The organism is Streptomyces sp. NPDC002845, from assembly GCF_053591955.1.
On the sequence record NZ_JBSFUU010000073.1, the window covers coordinates 1 to 16,030 of the forward strand.

General features: G+C 69.9%; 18 protein-coding genes. 9 read left to right on the plus strand and 9 right to left on the minus strand.

The window, feature by feature from the left end; all coding sequences use genetic code 11:
* A partial coding sequence (locus ACWD3C_RS36820) for an IS701 family transposase (protein WP_451150995.1) occupies positions 1 to 733 on the plus strand: 733 nt, incomplete at its 5' end.
* Between the two features lie 226 nt (positions 734 to 959).
* Complete coding sequence (locus ACWD3C_RS36825; protein ID WP_451150997.1) at positions 960 to 1,127, plus strand: hypothetical protein; 168 nt, start codon at positions 960 to 962, stop codon at positions 1,125 to 1,127.
* 57 nt (positions 1,128 to 1,184) lie between these two features.
* On the opposite strand, the gene ACWD3C_RS36830 is transcribed toward ACWD3C_RS36825, so the two are convergent.
* Together ACWD3C_RS36830 and ACWD3C_RS36835 are read right to left on the minus strand one after the other, a co-directional pair.
* Positions 1,185 to 1,670, minus strand: a complete 486-nt coding sequence (locus tag ACWD3C_RS36830; protein WP_451150999.1) for a hypothetical protein — start codon at positions 1,668 to 1,670, stop codon at positions 1,185 to 1,187.
* Positions 1,667 to 2,143 carry an ATP-binding protein gene (locus ACWD3C_RS36835; protein ID WP_451151001.1) on the minus strand — a complete coding sequence of 159 codons (477 nt, stop codon included), beginning with the start codon at positions 2,141 to 2,143 and terminating at the stop codon, positions 1,667 to 1,669. Before ACWD3C_RS36835 ends, ACWD3C_RS36830 begins: the two co-directional genes overlap by 4 nt.
* Before the next feature lie 165 nt (positions 2,144 to 2,308).
* Here ACWD3C_RS36835 and ACWD3C_RS36840 point away from each other — a divergent pair, with 165 nt between their 5' ends.
* The 3 genes from ACWD3C_RS36840 (at position 2,309) to ACWD3C_RS36850 (ending at position 4,739) form a co-directional block, all read left to right on the plus strand.
* Positions 2,309 to 3,175, plus strand: coding sequence for a helix-turn-helix domain-containing protein (locus tag ACWD3C_RS36840; RefSeq protein WP_451151003.1), 867 nt, complete (start codon positions 2,309 to 2,311; stop codon positions 3,173 to 3,175).
* Positions 3,172 to 3,381, plus strand: a complete 210-nt coding sequence (locus tag ACWD3C_RS36845; RefSeq protein ID WP_451151005.1) for a DUF397 domain-containing protein — start codon at positions 3,172 to 3,174, stop codon at positions 3,379 to 3,381. Before ACWD3C_RS36840 ends, ACWD3C_RS36845 begins: the two co-directional genes overlap by 4 nt.
* A gap of 131 nt (positions 3,382 to 3,512) precedes the next feature.
* Complete coding sequence (locus ACWD3C_RS36850) at positions 3,513 to 4,739, plus strand: cytochrome P450 (RefSeq protein ID WP_451151007.1); 1,227 nt, start codon at positions 3,513 to 3,515, stop codon at positions 4,737 to 4,739.
* 167 nt (positions 4,740 to 4,906) lie between these two features.
* Here the strand turns inward: ACWD3C_RS36850 and ACWD3C_RS36855 are convergent, their stop codons facing one another.
* Genes ACWD3C_RS36855 through ACWD3C_RS36865 form a run of 3 tightly spaced genes read right to left on the minus strand, consistent with a single transcriptional unit; the run spans position 4,907 to position 7,909 of the window.
* Entirely contained in the window at positions 4,907 to 5,266 is a 360-nt protein-coding gene (locus ACWD3C_RS36855; protein ID WP_451151009.1) for a hypothetical protein, read from the minus strand.
* Positions 5,267 to 5,315: 49 nt separating this feature from the next.
* On the minus strand, positions 5,316 to 6,977 hold the full coding sequence (locus ACWD3C_RS36860; protein WP_451151011.1) for an ABC transporter permease: 1,662 nt from the start codon (positions 6,975 to 6,977) through the stop codon (positions 5,316 to 5,318).
* Positions 6,974 to 7,909 (minus strand): ATP-binding cassette domain-containing protein, encoded by a 936-nt coding sequence (locus ACWD3C_RS36865; RefSeq protein WP_451151013.1) that lies wholly within the window; start codon positions 7,907 to 7,909, stop codon positions 6,974 to 6,976. Before ACWD3C_RS36865 ends, ACWD3C_RS36860 begins: the two co-directional genes overlap by 4 nt.
* 103 nt (positions 7,910 to 8,012) lie before the next feature.
* On the opposite strand from ACWD3C_RS36865, the gene ACWD3C_RS36870 reads away from it, so the two are divergent.
* Together ACWD3C_RS36870 and ACWD3C_RS36875 are read left to right on the plus strand one after the other, a co-directional pair.
* Complete coding sequence (locus ACWD3C_RS36870) at positions 8,013 to 8,510, plus strand: GbsR/MarR family transcriptional regulator (RefSeq protein ID WP_451151015.1); 498 nt, start codon at positions 8,013 to 8,015, stop codon at positions 8,508 to 8,510.
* Positions 8,511 to 8,734: 224 nt separating this feature from the next.
* A complete protein-coding gene (locus ACWD3C_RS36875) occupies positions 8,735 to 9,364 on the plus strand; it encodes a Uma2 family endonuclease (RefSeq protein WP_451151017.1) in 630 nt (209 codons plus the stop codon).
* Between the two features lies 1 nt (position 9,365).
* Here ACWD3C_RS36875 and ACWD3C_RS36880 read toward each other — a convergent pair whose 3' ends face one another.
* Complete coding sequence (locus tag ACWD3C_RS36880) at positions 9,366 to 10,226, minus strand: diacylglycerol kinase (protein WP_451151019.1); 861 nt, start codon at positions 10,224 to 10,226, stop codon at positions 9,366 to 9,368.
* Between the two features lie 218 nt (positions 10,227 to 10,444).
* Here ACWD3C_RS36880 and ACWD3C_RS36885 point away from each other — a divergent pair, with 218 nt between their 5' ends.
* Positions 10,445 to 11,728 carry an adenylosuccinate synthase gene (locus ACWD3C_RS36885; RefSeq protein WP_451151021.1) on the plus strand — a complete coding sequence of 428 codons (1,284 nt, stop codon included), beginning with the start codon at positions 10,445 to 10,447 and terminating at the stop codon, positions 11,726 to 11,728.
* A gap of 236 nt (positions 11,729 to 11,964) precedes the next feature.
* Complete coding sequence (locus ACWD3C_RS36890) at positions 11,965 to 12,255, plus strand: hypothetical protein (RefSeq protein ID WP_451151093.1); 291 nt, start codon at positions 11,965 to 11,967, stop codon at positions 12,253 to 12,255.
* Positions 12,256 to 12,267: 12 nt separating this feature from the next.
* On the opposite strand, the gene ACWD3C_RS36895 is transcribed toward ACWD3C_RS36890, so the two are convergent.
* The 3 genes from ACWD3C_RS36895 to ACWD3C_RS36905 all read right to left on the minus strand — a co-directional run bounded on the left by ACWD3C_RS36895 (position 12,268) and on the right by ACWD3C_RS36905 (position 15,905).
* A complete protein-coding gene (locus ACWD3C_RS36895; protein WP_451151023.1) occupies positions 12,268 to 14,139 on the minus strand; it encodes a serine/threonine-protein kinase in 1,872 nt (623 codons plus the stop codon).
* A 129-nt stretch (positions 14,140 to 14,268) separates the two neighbouring features.
* Positions 14,269 to 14,919 (minus strand): hypothetical protein, encoded by a 651-nt coding sequence (locus tag ACWD3C_RS36900; protein ID WP_451151025.1) that lies wholly within the window; start codon positions 14,917 to 14,919, stop codon positions 14,269 to 14,271.
* A 284-nt stretch (positions 14,920 to 15,203) separates the two neighbouring features.
* Positions 15,204 to 15,905 carry a GntR family transcriptional regulator gene (locus ACWD3C_RS36905; protein WP_451151027.1) on the minus strand — a complete coding sequence of 234 codons (702 nt, stop codon included), beginning with the start codon at positions 15,903 to 15,905 and terminating at the stop codon, positions 15,204 to 15,206.
* Between the last annotated feature and the right edge of the window lie 125 nt (positions 15,906 to 16,030).

Genomic DNA, 16,030 nt, shown 5'->3' on the forward strand with positions numbered 1-16,030 from the left:
CCGGGAGCGCTGCCGGAGTGCGCGCATCCCCGACACCGTGGCCTTCGCCACCAAGCCCCGCCTGGCCGAGCGGATGATCGCCCGGATCCTGCCCGGCCTGCCCGAAGGGCTGATGTGGGTGGCCGCCGACGAGGTCTACGGACGCGACGGCTCCTTCCGCGCCTTCCTGGAGGAACACCGGCTGCCCTACGCGGTCAATGTGCAGGCCAACCAGACCGTGCTGCCGCGGCCCGGCTGGCGGCACGCCGCCCGGCTGGTGGAGCGCACCGCCGGCGAGGACGAGTGGGTCGAGCTGCCGGCCGGCCCTTCCCAGCTCGGCTCACGCCTGTGGCAGTGGTGGGTGCGCCGGATTCCCGACCCCGACACGGAGACCGGCGGCGGGGCCTGGGTGAGGTGGTTCATCGCGCGGCGCCGCCCCGAGGCGCCCGGCGAGCGCGACTACTACCTCGCCTGGGGCCCGCCCGGGACACCGGTGGAGGAACTCGTCACCGTGCCCGGCGCCCGCTGGCGCGTCGAGGAAGCAATCAAGCTGGCCAAGTCTGCCTGTGGCCTGGCCGACTACGAGGTGCGCTCCTTCCACGGCTGGTACCGGCACATCACCCTGGCCCAGCTGGCCGCCGCGTTCCTTGCCGTCCAGGACGCGGCGGCCCTGCGCGAGCAGGGCCCCCTCGCCTCGGAGCACTTCCGCCAGGAGGCAGCACAGTCCGCCGACCACACAGGGGGACGAAGCTGACCCCACCGGCCCCGTCCCGCCCTTGCGCTTCACCGCCTACGAGATCCGCCGCCTCGTGCGAGTTCTCAGCTGGCCATGGGTTTCTCCGGTAGTACCGATCAACCGTCACAAGATCTGCCGCTGTAGTACTCGGCAGCTTGGCAGGGCCCGGACCACGACCGACGGCACCGTCGGCCGCAGAGTCCAGGACCTCTCCGGCAGCCTCGCCCAGCCGGAGGGAAGGCAGATGCTGAAAAGGCAGTACTGGGGAGTCACCACGCTCTTCGTCACCGTGGCGTTCAGCTACATCGGTTATCGCCTCAACGACCGGCATCCCAGCCTGCCGTGGATGATGGGAGGACTGGCGGCCGGGGCGGGCGCGACCGTTGTTCTGTATAGGGTCGGGAAGGAGTAGGCCCGACTCCTTGCGGTCCACACGGCACGGCAGCGGCGCGTGACGACCGAGCGGGGCTCAAGAGCCCGAGATCCCGCATCGTGCGCGGGACGCGGTTGGTGACATCGGGGCGAAGCGGGCCGACGGGGGAGCGGGGGCGGTACTTCTGTGGTCGGCCCAGAGGACCTGTCTGGTCAGGTGCTGTTCCTGGCCCGGGGTTTGGAGTACATAGAGGCGTACGACTTCGTCGCGGGCGTCGGGGTCTTCCCGCCACCAGGGACTGGGCGGGAGGCGCATGGCCAGCTGCCAGCACTCTTCCTCGGGCAGGGGCATGGCCGTCGGGTGGCCTGCCGAGGGGAATCGCTGTGTTCGTCGATACCAGCGCCGCCAGCGTGCCTCGTACAGGTTCGGCATGCTCCACACGTACGGGTCCGGCATGCGCGGTGCCCGGTCGGTGTCTCGGGTGTCCGGTGCCGTGTGGGTGTCGTGGGTGTCGTGCCGCCGTGGGCGGGGCGGCAACAGAGCGGACAGCTTGGCGGTCAGCCAGGTGGTGGCTTTGCTCATGTCACGTCCCCCTGTTGACTGTTGGTCCACCTGTCCGGCAGTGGAAAAGTCGCCCACGCGCACTTCGTGAACCGGCGCAGGTCGTACCCCCAGTGTTCGGCGAGCGCGGCGACCACGGTCAACCCTCGCCCGCCCTCGTCCTGTTGGACGGAGGCGCGCTGTTCCGGGACCTTCTCCTTGTCGGGGTCGGACACCTCAAGCAGCAGACGGTCACCCTGAATGGACACGGACACCTCGACCTGGGCGAACGTCACACGGCAGTGCCGTACGGCGTTGGTCACGTACTCGGTCGTCACGACGACGACGTCGGTGGAGAGTTCGCCGACGAGGCCCCAGTTCGCAAGGATCTTGCGGACCTGTGTGCGGGCGTCGGGGACGTGTCTCGTGTGCTTCGGGATGCGGAAGGTGGCTTGGCGGGGCTGGGCTGATGCTGGTTCGGGCATGGCGGTGCGTACCCCCTGACGCTCAGTCAAGTGCGCGCTCTGTGGTGGCGCGTGAGGATGAGGCTAAGCAGACATTCGCGACCTCCACAATGAGAACGTCTGCATGTATGCAGTCATGTGCCTCTATCGTGTGAATGTGATGTGGTGGCGGCGCCCGATATGGCACTGTGGCCGCCGACGGAGAAGGGAGAGCCCATGCCCGCAGGGGGACGGCCGACCGTGCGCAGCAGGCGCCTCGGCGTGGCGCTCAAGAGGTACCGGCTCGCCGCGAAGCTCGACCAGCCGCAAGCAGCCGAGGTGATCGCGACAAGTCAGGCCAGGATCAGCCGTATCGAGAGCGGCCACACGAGCGCTCGCGTCATCGACGTCAGGCTTCTGCTGGACGCCTACGGAGTGACGGACCAGGAGGTCCGGGACAGGCTTGAGGGGCTGGCCAAGCAGTCGAACCGGCGCGGTTGGTGGCTCGAACATGCCGAGCACCTGCGGCCGGACTACCTCGATCACATCGCGCTTGAGGACGAAGCGACCTACATCCGGGAATGGCAGCCGGTTCGGTTCCCCGGCCTCCTGCAAACCCCTGCCTACGCGGAAGCGGTCATCACGGCGGGACCCAACCACGTCGCCCCCGAACGGGTTGCCCATCTGGTGAAAGCGAGGGAGGGGCGACAGGCGAAGATTGATGAAGGCGGGACGGCGTACACCGCCATCCTCTGGGAAGTGGTCATCACGCACCCTTTGGCGAGCGCCGAGATTCACCGGGAACAGCTCTCATCCCTGCTTGAGGCAGGGATGAGGTCGAATGTGACGGTGCAAGTGCTGCCGTTCACGGCGGGAGCCCTGGCAGGCTTGTCCGCCTTCTCCTCCTTCAGCTTCGACTCGCAACCAACAGTCGAAGCGGTGACGCTGGAGAACTTGAGGGGTACGTCGGTCCTTGAGGGTGCGGAGGATCTCGCGGCTTACTCGAACGCGTTCGACCTACTACGATCGTCAGCACTGGCGCCGGACGCGAGCGCACGGCTCATCCGGCGCGTACTGCGGACCAGCGAGGAAGACGCATCGTGACCGAGCTCATAGGCCCCTTCCGGAAGTCGTCGTATTCCGGGCAGGAGGGCAACTGTGTAGAGGTGGCCCCCACGGTCGTGGGCGGTCGTGCCATACGCGACAGCAAGGACCAGGCAGGCCCGATCCTCCTCTTCGCCCCCGGGGGCTGGCAGGCCTTCCTCGCGGGAACCAAGTCAGGGGAGCTCGGCCACTCGACGGGGGTCTGAGAGGGCCGGTGCCGAGGGGCGTACGCCGCCGAGCAGGATCGTGCGGGTGCGGTGACTTCCCCATGAGGCATGAGAGGTCTGGAGCCGGACACCCCTGGTCAGCCAGGGGCGTATCGGGTTAGCGTCCGTCCATGGCAGCCCCTTCCGACACCGCCCTCGCCTTCGACCCGTGGGACCCCGACTTCGTGGCCGACCCGTACCCCGCGTACGAGGAGCTGCGGGCGCGGGGCCGGGTGCACTACTACGAGCCCACGAACCAGTGGCTGGTGCCGCACCACGCGGATGTGTCGGCGCTGCTGCGGGACCGGCGGCTGGGGCGGGCGTACCAGCACCGTTTCACGCACGAGGAGTTCGGGCGGACGGCGCCTCCGGCGGAGCACGAGCCGTTCCACACGCTCAACGACCACGGGATGCTCGACCTGGAACCGCCGGACCACACGCGGATCCGGCGGCTGGTGTCGAAGGCGTTCACGCCGCGTACGGTCGAGCAGCTGGTGCCGTATGTGCGGCGGCTGGCGGGTGAGCTGGCGAACGGGCTGGTCGAGGCGGGCGGCGGGGATCTGCTGACCGATGTCGCCGAGCCGCTGCCGGTCGCGGTGATCGCCGAGATGCTGGGCATCCCCGAGTCCGACCGGGCTCAGTTGCGGCCCTGGTCGGGGGACATCTGCGGGATGTACGAGCTGAACCCGTCGGAGGAGACGGCTAAGCGGGCGGTGCGGGCGTCGGTGGAGTTCTCGGCGTATCTGCGGGAGCTGATCGCGGCGCGGCGCGCGGAGCCGGGGGAGGACCTGATCTCGGGGCTGATCGCCGCGCACGACGAGGACGACCGGCTGACCGAGCAGGAGATGATCTCGACCTGTGTGCTGCTGCTGAACGCGGGGCACGAGGCGACGGTCAACGCGACCGTGAACGGCTGGTGGGCGTTGTTCCGCAACCCGGACCAGCTGGCGGCGCTGCGTGCGGACCACTCGCTGGTTCCCTCCGCCGTGGAGGAGCTGATGCGGTATGACAGCCCGTTGCAGCTCTTTGAGCGGTGGGTGCTGGATGACGTGGAGATCGACGGGACGACGATTCCGCGGGGGGCGGAGATCGCGATGCTTTTCGGTTCCGCCAACCATGACCCGGCGGTCTTCGCCGACCCGCGGCGCATGGATCTGGGCCGCGTGGAGAATCCGCACATCTCCTTCGGGGCGGGGATCCACTACTGCCTCGGTGCGCCGCTGGCTCGTATCGAGCTGACGGCGTCCTTGACGGCGCTGCTGGAGCGGGCGCCGGCGCTTGGGCTGGTGGAGGAGCCCAAGCGGAAGCCGAACTTTGTGATCAGGGGGTTGGAGAGGCTGCCTGTGCGGGTGGGGTAACGGGGGTTGGGTTTCGCCCCCGCCGCCCCTACCCGTCCCATCTCCCAGGGGCTCTGCCCCTTCGACCCCGTCGGTAGGGGGTGGGTGGTGGGGGTGTCGGCGGGCTGCGGGTTGTTTGTGGCTTGTCGCGCAGTTCCCCGCGCCCCTGAAGGGGCGCGGACCGGGCGCTACTGAGGGCCTGGTCCCGGTGGGTTCGCCCAGTTGTGCAGCGCCCAGGCCGAGAGCACGAGGGCGGCGAGCGCCGCGGCCATCGGTACGAGGAGCCGGACGGCCTGTGGCTCCCGGTCGCGCAACGGGCGCCCCGCCGCCGTCCATACCACCACCGGTAGCAGGGCGCCCGTGGTCAGGACGAGGGGCAGTTCGGTCCACAGGGCGTTCAGGTCCATGCCCTCGTTCTCGAAGCCGCCGCCCAGCTTCACCTTCGTACGCCGGGAAGTGCCCCACACGTACAGCGCGGTCAGCAGCCCGACCAGCGACAGCAGGCAGCCCCCGCACCCCACGGACTTCTCTGACTCCGTACGCCTCATGATCGGCAGGACGCATCCTGACGACCATGAGGTTCCGTGCCCCGTGGAGCTACTTCGTCTCCAGATCCCGGCGGCGCAGGCCCGCAAGGCCCAGCCAGACCAGGCCCGCGGCGACGAGGGTCAGGAGCAGCAGCGGGGTCCAGGACATGTCGGCGGCGGGGAGCCGCGGGACGTGGCCGAAGGGGGAGAGGTTGTTCATCCAGTCGGGGAACTGGAGGAGCTGCCCGAGGTAGCCGACGACGAACGCGTACACGGGCACGATCCAGGCGGCCGAACTCGCCCGCGGGAGCCACCCGAAGAGCACCATGGTGAAGCCGACGGTGACCCACAGGGCGGGGGCGTAGGCGAGGGCCGCGCCGACCAGCTTCAGCAGCAGTCCGCCGTCACCGGTCGAGCCCGCCCCCGCGATGCCGAAGCCGAGGCCGGCCAGCAGCAGTACCAGCGTGCCGCCTCCCATGGCGACGGCCAGGTGGCTGCCCGCCCAGCGGGAGCGCGAGAGCCCGGTGGCGAGCAGCGGCTCGGCCCGGCCCGCGGTCTCCTCGGAGCGTGGCCGCAGCGCCGCCATCACCACGTACACCGCGGCGACGACCGTGATGACCACCATGACCATCGAGGCGAACGACTCCGCGACGCTGGCGCCGCCGATGCGGTCCAGGGCTTCCTGGATCTGCTCGATGTCCTGCAGCATGTCCTCGGCGTCCCCGAGGATCGACCCGTACATAGCGCCCATCAGGAACAGGCCCGCGGCGAAGCCGACCAGCATGCCGCGGTGCAGCCGCAGCGCGAAGCCGAGCGGAGTGCCGAGCGCCTCGGAGGCGACCGGGCTGCCGAGCTTCTCCGGCCTGAGGCCCGCGCCGACGTCCCGCCGGGTGGAGAGCACGAACCCGGTGGCCGCGCACGCCACGGCGAGGGCGAGGCAGAGCAGCAGCGGCCACCAGCGGTTGTCGACGTAGACGTACGTACGCTGCACCCAGCCGATCGGCGACAGCCAGGACAGGGCGCCGTTCTCACCCGTGTCGCCGGCGGCGCGCAGCACATAGGCGACGCCGATGGCCGTGAGGGCCATGCCGGAGGCGCCGCGTGTGTGCGCGGTGATCTGGACGGTGATCGCGGCGACGGCGGCGAAGACGATGCCGGCGGCCGCGTGGGTCATGCCGTAGAGCAGCGAGCCGCCCGTGTCCATGCCCTCCAGGCCCAGGCCCGACAGGCCGAGGGCCAGCAGGAGCGCCAGGCCGAGGTTGGCGATGACCGCGACGGAAAGGGCGGCCGCGAGGTGGGCGTGGCGGCCCACGACGGTGGAGCGCACCAGTTCGGCGCGGCCGGTCTCCTCCTCGGCGCGGGTGTGCCGGGTGATGATCAGGACGCTCATCAGGCCGACGAGTACGGCCATGAAGCCGATCATCTGGTGGCCGAGCATCGAGCCGAAGTTGTAGTCGGTGAGGTACTCCCGGGGGCCGGACATGGCGAGCCCGGCCGGGGTGTCCATGGTCTCGACGGCGTTGGCCCGGTCCTCGGGGTCGGGGTACAGGGTCTTGTAGTTGCTCGCGGTGGAGAGCGTGCCGAGGAACAGCGCCAGGATCCACACCGGGATCCGGATGCGGTCCCGGCGCAGGGCGAAGCGGATCAGGGTACGGGTGCCGGCCAGGGCGTTGCCGCCGGCCACGGGGCCGGTCGGCGCGGGTGCCTTGGCCGTGGCGGTCGCGGTGGTCATCGCACGTCTCCATTGACCTCTGCGTGTCCGTTGGCGGCCAGCTCGTCGCCGTAGTGGCGGAGCATGAGCTCCTCCAGCGTCGGCGGGTGGCTGACGAGGCTGCGGATGCCGAACTCGGTGAGCTTGCGCACCGCGCCGTCGACCTGGGCGCCGTCGACGGCGAAGCGGACCCGGCCCGCCCCCTCGTCGACGGTCTGCAGGTCGTGGATGCCGGGCAGCACGTCCAGGCCGGTCGCGGGGCGCTCGGTCTCCACCTCGATGGTGGTGCGGGTCAGGTGCCGCATCTCGGTGAGCGTGCCGGACTGGACGATCTGCCCGAGCCGGATGATGCTCACGCGGTCGGCGAGCTTCTCCACCTGGGCCAGGATGTGGCTGGAGAGCAGGACGGTCTTCCCGGCCGACTTCGCCTCGAAGATGACGTCCTGGAAGACGACCTCCATCAGCGGGTCCAGGCCGGCGGTCGGCTCGTCGAGGAGCAGCAGTTCGGCGTCCGAGGCGAGTGCGGCGACGATGGCGACCTTCTGCCGGTTGCCCTTGGAGTACGCCCGGCCCTTCTTGGTCGGGTCCAGGTCGAAGCGCTCGATGAGCTGGTCGCGGCGCCCCCGGTCCAGTCCCCCGCGCAGCCGCGAGAGCAGGTCGATGGCCTCGCCCCCGGTGAGGTTGGGCCACAGTTCGACGTCTCCGGGGACGTACGCGAGGTGCCGGTGCAGCTCCACGGCGTCCGCCCACGGATCGCGGCCCAGCACCTGGGCGGCGCCGGAATCAGCGCGCAACAGGCCCAGCAGGACCCGGATCGTGGTGGACTTCCCGGCGCCGTTGGGGCCGAGGAAGCCGTGGACCTCACCGGGCTCGACCTCCAGGTCGAGCCCGTCCAGCGCGTGTGTCCGTCCGAAGGACTTGTGCAGTCCGGAGACGGTGATGGCCTTGGTCATGATTCCGAACGTACGCTGTCTTCAGAAATTTGTGAAGTTAAGGAAGCGTATAAACCGCCGGTAGGCTCGACAGTGGCGCCTGACCAGGGGAGATGATCCAGAGATGACGGAATCGAGGACCGCGGGGCGAGACCCGGAGGCCGTCTCCCGCTTTGTGGAACACTTCGCGGCCCAACTCGTCGAGGCTGGCGTGCAGCGGATGGCGGCCCGGGTCTTCGCCGCGCTGCTCGCGTCCGACACCGGCGCCATGACCTCCGTCGAACTGGGCGAGCAGCTGAAGATCAGCCCCGCCGCCGTCTCCGGGGCGGTGCGCTATCTGTCGCAGCTGCGCCTGGTGTCGCGCGAGCGGGAGCCCGGCTCGCGCCGGGAGCGGTACCGGGTGCACAACGACCAGTGGTACGAGTCGCTCGCCAATCGCAACGCGATACTCAAGCGCTGGGAGGACTCCCTGCGCGAGGGCGTCGACGGCCTGGGCGCCGACACCCCGGCGGGCCGCCGCCTCGCCGAGACGCTCGCCTTCTTCGAGTTCATGCAGACCGAGGTCGAGGGCATGATGGAGCGCTGGCGCGTCCACCGCGAGAGGGACTTCGGGCGGGGGTAGCGCCGGCGGCGGGGAGCTGAAGGGAGGCGGAGAGATCGTCAGCCAGACCATTGTGGCGAGCTGACTGACGGGCCCCTCGGTGCCGTCGGCGTCAAACGTTCGTCGCCCGTACCTTTGGATGCTGCCACGAAGCTGGCGGGGCTGAAGGACGGGATCGACAGCGGAGGTGTACGCGAGCCACTACTCTGAGTGGCGGTTGGTCCGCATCAGAGGGAGGGCGCATCATGACACTCATGGCAGAGCGACCGGTGATAAGCGGCACCAAGCCCCGCAGCGGCTTCGAAGAGCTTCTGGACCTCCTCGACGAGCTGCACGTGCCCGACGGCTACAAGGCCGAGATCATCAGGGGGAGCATCGTCGTGTCGCCGTGGTCCAAGGGGTACTACCTCGACGTAATGGAGTCGGTGTGTGATCAGCTGCGCGAACACCTCCCCGAAGAGCACCGGATCAGTTACGGCCCGTTCCTGTACGCGTTTCCGGGCTGCGAGCGTGCCTACGGCCCTGATATCCACGCAGCCCACCGGCGTGTACGGCGGACGACCAGCAACCGGTTGGACGGTGAGGCCCTATCGTTCGTCGCCGAACTGACCTCGAACTCCACCAGGGACGAAGGCCTCACCGACAAGGTCGAGACCTACGGGAAGGCCGGTGTCCCGGTCTACCTGGTCCTCGACATGCAGCAGGAGCAGGCCATCGTCTTCGGGTCCCCGTCCGCCAAGGGGTATGAGGTCCGCTTCACCAAACCCTTCGGCGAGAAGCTCTACATCCCGGACCCGTTCGGCTGCACCCTCGACACCGACGGCTTCCACTTCCAGTCCCCTGAAGAGGAGCCCGACGAGCAGGCCGACGACTGACTCACGACGACAAGGGCAACGTCAACCCCAGCGCCCCCTCCCAAACAGTCCACGTCCGCCGCCGCACCGGCCCGGCGACCACCGCGTCCGCCCGGTAGCGGAAGTCCGCGCCTGACACGGTGACGCGGTGCCCGACGGCCCGTAGTGGCCCCGCCTCCGCGCCCACCGACACCGGCCGGACCTCGACCTCCGCACCCCCTGCCGGGCCGCCCGGAGTCACCGACACGGCCTCCACCGGCTGGTCGAGGTCGACGAGGGTCACGTCGTCCACCTCGACCCGCAGCCGTGAGGGGCCGGGCCCGGGTGAGGAGGGGGCGCGGGTGCGGGAGGGGCGGGGGGAGAGGGTGCGGACGAGGGACTGGCAGGTGCGGAGCCAGGAGTGGTGGGGCTCGCCTCGGCCGGTCTCCTCGGCCGGCTCCGGAGTCGCCGCCGGTATCCCCGGGATGCGCAGCGCGCCCAGCACCACCCCGTCGCTGTCGTCGACCAGGAGGTCCAGCCGGCGTACGGCGCCGTCGAGGGCCGCCCGGGCGGCGGCCACCGCGCCCGTCGGCACGCCCAGGGTGTGGGCGAGGCCTATGGCGGGGCCCACCGGGACGACGGACAGTGCGCAGGCGGCCAGCTCCCGCTGACGGTGGAGGAGGGACACCGCCCGCATCAGCGCCCGGTCGTCGCCCACGACCACCGGACGCCGCGAGCCGCGCCGCGACAGCGCCCGCGCGAATTCCTCGGGCCCCTCGGGAAGACAGACCTTCGTACTCGCCGCACCCCCGCTGAGCACGTCTTTCGCGATCCGGACCGCCTCACCGTCCGTACGACGGGCCAGGGGGTCGATGACCACCAGAAGCTGGTCGGGAGTCGCCACCTCGGTCCTGCCTCGCTTCCTCGGGTAGCATCTTTGTGCAAGAGCCCCTTGCGCTATTGCGCCAGGGGCTTCGTCTATTCCGGGGCATCCGGGTCCGACGGGTTCGCGGCCGACGGCGGCCGCTGGTGGCCGACGTGGGTCGCCGGTGTACGCGGCACACACAGTGTCCCGTTCACCCCTGACCTTGGACATGCCCCGCCCGGAAGGGGTGTACGCGCGTGCCCGCACTTGTGCTGCTCGGTGCTCAGTGGGGTGACGAAGGTAAGGGAAAGGCCACCGACCTGCTCGGTGGTTCGGTCGACTACGTGGTCCGTTACCAAGGCGGTAACAACGCCGGACACACGGTAGTCGTGGGCGACCAGAAGTACGCTCTCCACCTCCTCCCTTCCGGAATCCTGTCTCCCGGCTGTACGCCGGTCATCGGCAACGGCGTCGTCGTCGACCCGTCGGTCCTGCTCTCCGAGCTGAGCGGTCTGAACGAGCGCGGCGTTGACACGTCCAAGCTCCTGATCAGCGGAAACGCTCACATCATCACGCCGTACAACGTCACCGTCGACAAGGTGACGGAACGCTTCCTCGGCAAGCGGAAGATCGGCACGACGGGGCGCGGCATCGGCCCGACGTACGCCGACAAGATCAACCGCGTGGGCATCCGGGTCCAGGACCTGTACGACGAGTCGATCCTGACGCAGAAGGTCGAGGCGGCCCTCGACGTCAAGAACCAGATCCTGACCAAGCTCTACAACCGCCGCGCGATCGTCGTGGACCAGGTCGTCGAGGAGCTGCTGGGCTACGCCGAGCAGATCAAGCCGTACGTCGCCGACACGCTCCTGATCCTCAACCAGGCGCTGGACGACGACAAGGTCGTGCTCTTCGAGGGCGGCCAGGGCACGCTTCTGGACATCGACCACGGGACCTACCCCTTCGTCACGTCCAGCAACCCCACCGCGGGCGGGGCATGTACGGGCGCGGGCGTCGGCCCGACGAAGATCAGCCGCGTCATCGGCATCCTGAAGGCGTACACGACCCGCGTCGGCGCGGGCCCGTTCCCCACGGAGCTGTTCGACGAGGACGGCGAGGCTCTGCGCCGTATCGGCGGCGAGCGCGGTGTGACGACGGGCCGCGACCGCCGCTGCGGCTGGTTCGACGCGGTGATCGCCCGCTACGCGACCCGCGTGAACGGCCTGACCGACTTCTTCCTCACCAAGCTCGACGTCCTGACGGGCTGGGAGGAGATCCCGGTCTGCGTCGCGTACGAGATCGACGGCAAGCGCGTCGAGGAACTGCCGTACTCCCAGTCCGACTTCCACCACGCGAAGCCGGTCTACGAGATGCTCCCCGGCTGGTCGGAGGACATCAGCAAGGCCAAGACCTTCGCCGACCTCCCGAAGAACGCCCAGTCGTATGTGAAGGCGCTGGAGGAGATGTCCGGCGCTCCGATCTCCGCGATCGGCGTGGGTCCGGGGCGGGACGAGACGATCGAGATCAACTCGTTCCTCTGATTGTTCCTCTGGTCGTTCCTTTGAGCCGGAACGCGTGTTCAACTGATCGGCCGGTACAGGGACATGGAGAGGGCCGCCGCCTCGCGGCGGCCCTCTCGCGAGCTGCTCCCGCGTACCCACGACGCACTCCCAGAAGTGGGCGCACCTCGCATAACGGTCATAGGCTGAAAGGGCAAACACAAGCAAGGCCCACGTGCGTCGCCGGCGAAGAGCCGGCGAAGGAGAAGGTGAGCCCGATGCGCGTCCTGCTCAAGGCGACCCTGGACACGGAGAAGGGGAACGAGGCGATCCGAAGCGGGAAGATGCCGGAGCTGATCAAGGAGGCCCTGGACCGGATCAAGCCCGAGGCCGCCTACTTCGGGCCCTTGGGCGGCCGGCGTACCGTCCTCCTGTTCCTCGACATGAAGGACAGCTCCGATCTGCCCGTCACCGGTGAGCCGTTCTTCAGCCAGTTCAACGCCGAGGTCGAGGTCACCCCGGTCATGAACGGCGAGGACCTCCAGAACGGCCTGGCCAAGCTGCGCTGACCGGATCGACCGTCACTCGGCCCGCACCAGCGCTCCCGGTTCGCTGCCGGGGTCGTACATCTGGTAGACGAGGAGCCCTCCGTCGTCGGACGGCTCGATGACCTGGCTGCCGTATGCCGCGCTCTCACAGGCGTCGGCGCCGCCGCTGTCGTCGTCGAAGTTGACCTGTTGCGGGCCGTAGCCGAGGCCGTCGTTGATCGTGGCGAGGGTCTGCGTGTAGTCGCAGTCGTCGTCGGGGCTGCCGCCCGTCACGATGAACTGGCCGCCGACACCGCCCTGTTCGATGGTGAGGAACTCGCCCGTGCGGTTGAGCTCCAGATCGATGAACTCCCACCTGCCCAGATACTCGCCGGGGATGGGCGCGTCCCCGTCGGCTGCCCGGGTGAGGGTGAGGGGCGTACCGTCGCCCGCCCACTGCACGGTGTCGTCGGACCGCAGTGCGACGGTCTGCCCGGACGGTGGCGCACCGCACTCCTCCCGGTCCTCGCCGTCGATGGTCTGCTCGGTGACCCAGCGCGCCTCGCCGAGCGTGATCGTGTCGCCGTCGACCGACCGCAGGGAACTGCGGGCTTCGCACAGCGAGAAGTAGCCGAGCCGGGTGTAGGTGGCGACGGGCTGTCGCAGCGCACCCGGCCTGAGTTCGATCCGCACGCGCGGTGTCCTGACCATCCCGTCGTCGGTGCTCTCCCTGCCCTCCCACGCCCCGACCAGCACGGACGGCATCCGCCCGGTGGCAGCGGCCTGAGCGCCGGACGCGGACCCGGACCCGGATGAGGACGCGGAAGGGGCGGCCGGTCCCTTCGTCTCCGGCTGCTCCGTCCCGTCGGTGCCCCCGCCCGACCGCAGTACGACGACCGCGGCCACCGCCGCGAGCACGGTCAGCACGGCACCGAGGACGGCCGACCGCCGCAGGCTCCGGGAGGCGGGTCGTACGGTCACCGGCGTATCTACGGGCGTGGGGGAGGGGGCGTCGACAAGCGTGGGCTCCGGCCCGTCCGTGTCCAGCAGTCGTACGGCGTCGCTGCCGAGCTCGGCCAGCAGTTCGCCCGGCAGCCAGGGCTCGGACGACTCGGTCCGCGTACGTTCGACGAGTTCCGCCACGCCGGGGCGGTCGCCCGGGGCCTTGGCCAGGCAGTCCCGTATCAGGTCCAGCAGTTCCTCGGGCAGCTCGTCGAGGTCGGGCTCGTCCTGTGCGATGCGGAACATCAGGGCGTGCAGACCGATCTCCGAGGTGCCGAAGGGCAGCCGCCCGGTCGCCGCGTACACCAGCACCGAGCCCAGCGAGAACACGTCGCTCGCCTGCGTGACCTTCTCGCCCCGGATCTGCTCGGGCGACATGAACCCCGGCGACCCGATCACCGCGCCGGTCTGGGTGAGCCCGCCGGCCGTCGCGGTGTCGAGGGCGCGGGCGATGCCGAAGTCGATGACCCGGGGGCCGTCCACCGTGAGCAGTACGTTCGAGGGCTTGAGGTCGCGGTGGACGAGCCCGGCGTCGTGGACCGACGCCAGCGCGAGGGCGAGGCGGTGCCCGAGGGCGCGTACGGACGCCGGCGGCAACGGCCCGTACCCGTCGGCGACGACGGAGTCCAGGGAGGGGCCGGGTACGTATCCGGTGGCCACCCAGGGCACCTCGGCCTCGGTGTCGGCGTCCAGCACGGGCGCGGTCCACTCGCCGCCGACCCTCCGCGCGGCCGCCACCTCCCGCGCGAAACGCTCCCGGAACTCCGCCTGCCGGGCCAGCTCGGCCTGCACCAGCTTGACCGCCACGGTCCGCCCACCCGGCGACCGCCCGAGATACACCCGCCCCATTCCGCCGGCCCCGAGGCGTCCGAGGAGCCGGTACGCGCCTATGTGGGACGGGTCGTCAGGGGCCAGAGGCTGCATGGCACCGGATCTTCGCACAGCGCTGCGTGTACGTCCGCACTTTGGCAGAGTCGCTGGTCAGGGCGGTCTTGTCGGCGGTCGGTGAGCGCCGACCGCCGCCGTGGGCAGACGCGTGTGGACGGCACGGCCTCAGCTGAACACGATCATCGAGCCCTGCGCCAGGCTGCGGGTCGCCGCCGCGTGCAGTCCCAGCCAGACGTGCCGTTCGCGGGCGAAGGGGCTCGGGTCGTACGGGGCGGGGACGGCCGGTTCCTCCAACTCCGTGGGGGCGGTGGGGGGTTCCGGGGCCACCGGGGGATTCGCCGGGTCGATGCCGATCGAGGGGGCGACGAACTCCAGTTCGCGGAGCAGGGTCTGGGACGAGCCCAGCGGGCCGCCGCCGGCGAGGAGTTCATCGTTGGAGAGGGGGTGCGGGAACTCGACCGGGACGTAGGCGCCCGCGTGGTCGTAGTGCCAGACCAGGTGCGACTGCTGGGCCGTGGAGTCGAACATCTCCAGGAGCTGTTCGTAGTCGCCGCCCAGTGCGTCGACCGGGGTCACCGCGAGGCCGCAGACCTGGAGCAGATACGCCCGCCGCAGGAAGTGCAGCGCGTCGTAGTCGAAGCCCGCGACCGGGGCCACGTCACCGGACAGGCCCGGCATGTACTGGTACACCGGCACCGGAGGGAGTCCGGCCTCGCCCAGGACCTTGTCGTAGAGAGCGAGTTCCTCTGCGAAGGGGTTGTCGGGCGTGTGGCACAGCACATCGACGAGCGGGACCAACCACAGGTCACAGGCCAACAGAGAGCTCCTCGCGTAGCACGGTGGTGAAGGCAGGGTAATTGCTGGAGTACGTACTCAGTCCCCCTCGTACGGGCTCCCTACCCATGGCGTGGAGGGGATGGCTGAGCTTGGCCGTGCTTGTGCCGCGCTTGCGCTGTTCATCTGGCCGCTCGTCTGGCCGTTCGTCCGGCCGCTCATCTGGCCGTTCGTCCGGCTGCTCATCTGGCCGTTCGTCCGGCCGTTCGTCTGGCCGCTCGTCCGGCTGCTCATCTGGCCGCTCATCTGGCCGTTCGTCCGGCCGTTCATCCGCTCGCCAGGCGTTCGACGAGGGCGAGGGAGTGGGTGTTGTACGCGGCGACGATCTGCTGGGCGTAGTCCGTGTCGCGGCGGGCGAGGGCGTCGACGAGCTCCGTGTGCCCCGACCACAGGTGGCCCTTGAGGTCGGTCGCCCTGCGCAGGTACTGCACCGCGCAGACCCAGGACTGCACGCGCAGCCGGTGCAGGAAGTCGGTGAGGTACGGGTTGCCGAACAGGGCGCCCAGTTCGCGCCAGAAGCGGAGGTCGTAGCCGATCAGGACGTTCAGGTCACCGGCCGTGGCCGCGCGTTCGGCCTCCTCGCCGCGGCGGCGGACGCCGGCGAGGGCGGCGGCCGTGCGGGTGTCGTCGGCCTTCGTGCCGAGGTGATGGAACATGCCGTCCGTGACCATCGAGCGGGCCTCGATCATCTTCGCGTAGTCGGCGAGGGAGTACTCGTGCACCTGGAAGCCGCGGTGTTGTACGGCGTCCAGGAGGCCCTGGGCCGACAGGTCGACCAAGGCCTCGCGGACCGGGGTCGCGGAGACGCCGTACTGCTCGGCGATCTCCTTCACCGTGAACTCCTGGCCCGGTTGCAGGCGGCCGGCCAGCACCTCGTCGCGGAGCGCGTCCGCGAGCTGCTGCCGCAGGGTGCTACGGGTTACGGCGCCGTTGCCGTTGCGGCTCGGGCCGCCGCCGGTGCCGGGCATGGTGGTCTTGTTCCCCCTGTCCGCGTGCGCGTTTTCCTCCGGGCACGTCACCTTACGCGGTGGGGGTGGGGTGGGGGTGGGGCGTCTCGGCGGCGGGGGCTGACCTGGGGATGGGACGGGTAGGG

Bases quoted from the DNA above. Each gene is read 5' to 3' on its own strand.
- ACWD3C_RS36830 (WP_451150999.1), bottom strand. From the start codon at position 1,670: ATGAGCAAAGCCACCACCTGGCTGACCGCCAAGCTGTCCGCTCTGTTG.
- ACWD3C_RS36895 (WP_451151023.1), bottom strand. From the start codon at position 14,139: ATGCAGCCTCTGGCCCCTGACGACCCGTCCCACATAGGCGCGTACCGG.
- ACWD3C_RS36870 (WP_451151015.1), top strand. From the start codon at position 8,013: ATGACGGAATCGAGGACCGCGGGGCGAGACCCGGAGGCCGTCTCCCGC.
- ACWD3C_RS36855 (WP_451151009.1), bottom strand. From the start codon at position 5,266: ATGAGGCGTACGGAGTCAGAGAAGTCCGTGGGGTGCGGGGGCTGCCTG.
- ACWD3C_RS36860 (WP_451151011.1), bottom strand. From the start codon at position 6,977: ATGACCACCGCGACCGCCACGGCCAAGGCACCCGCGCCGACCGGCCCC.
- ACWD3C_RS36865 (WP_451151013.1), bottom strand. From the start codon at position 7,909: ATGACCAAGGCCATCACCGTCTCCGGACTGCACAAGTCCTTCGGACGG.
- ACWD3C_RS36890 (WP_451151093.1), top strand. From the start codon at position 11,965: ATGCGCGTCCTGCTCAAGGCGACCCTGGACACGGAGAAGGGGAACGAG.
- ACWD3C_RS36840 (WP_451151003.1), top strand. From the start codon at position 2,309: ATGCCCGCAGGGGGACGGCCGACCGTGCGCAGCAGGCGCCTCGGCGTG.
- ACWD3C_RS36905 (WP_451151027.1), bottom strand. From the start codon at position 15,905: ATGCCCGGCACCGGCGGCGGCCCGAGCCGCAACGGCAACGGCGCCGTA.
- ACWD3C_RS36825 (WP_451150997.1), top strand. From the start codon at position 960: ATGCTGAAAAGGCAGTACTGGGGAGTCACCACGCTCTTCGTCACCGTG.
- ACWD3C_RS36875 (WP_451151017.1), top strand. From the start codon at position 8,735: ATGACACTCATGGCAGAGCGACCGGTGATAAGCGGCACCAAGCCCCGC.
- ACWD3C_RS36850 (WP_451151007.1), top strand. From the start codon at position 3,513: ATGGCAGCCCCTTCCGACACCGCCCTCGCCTTCGACCCGTGGGACCCC.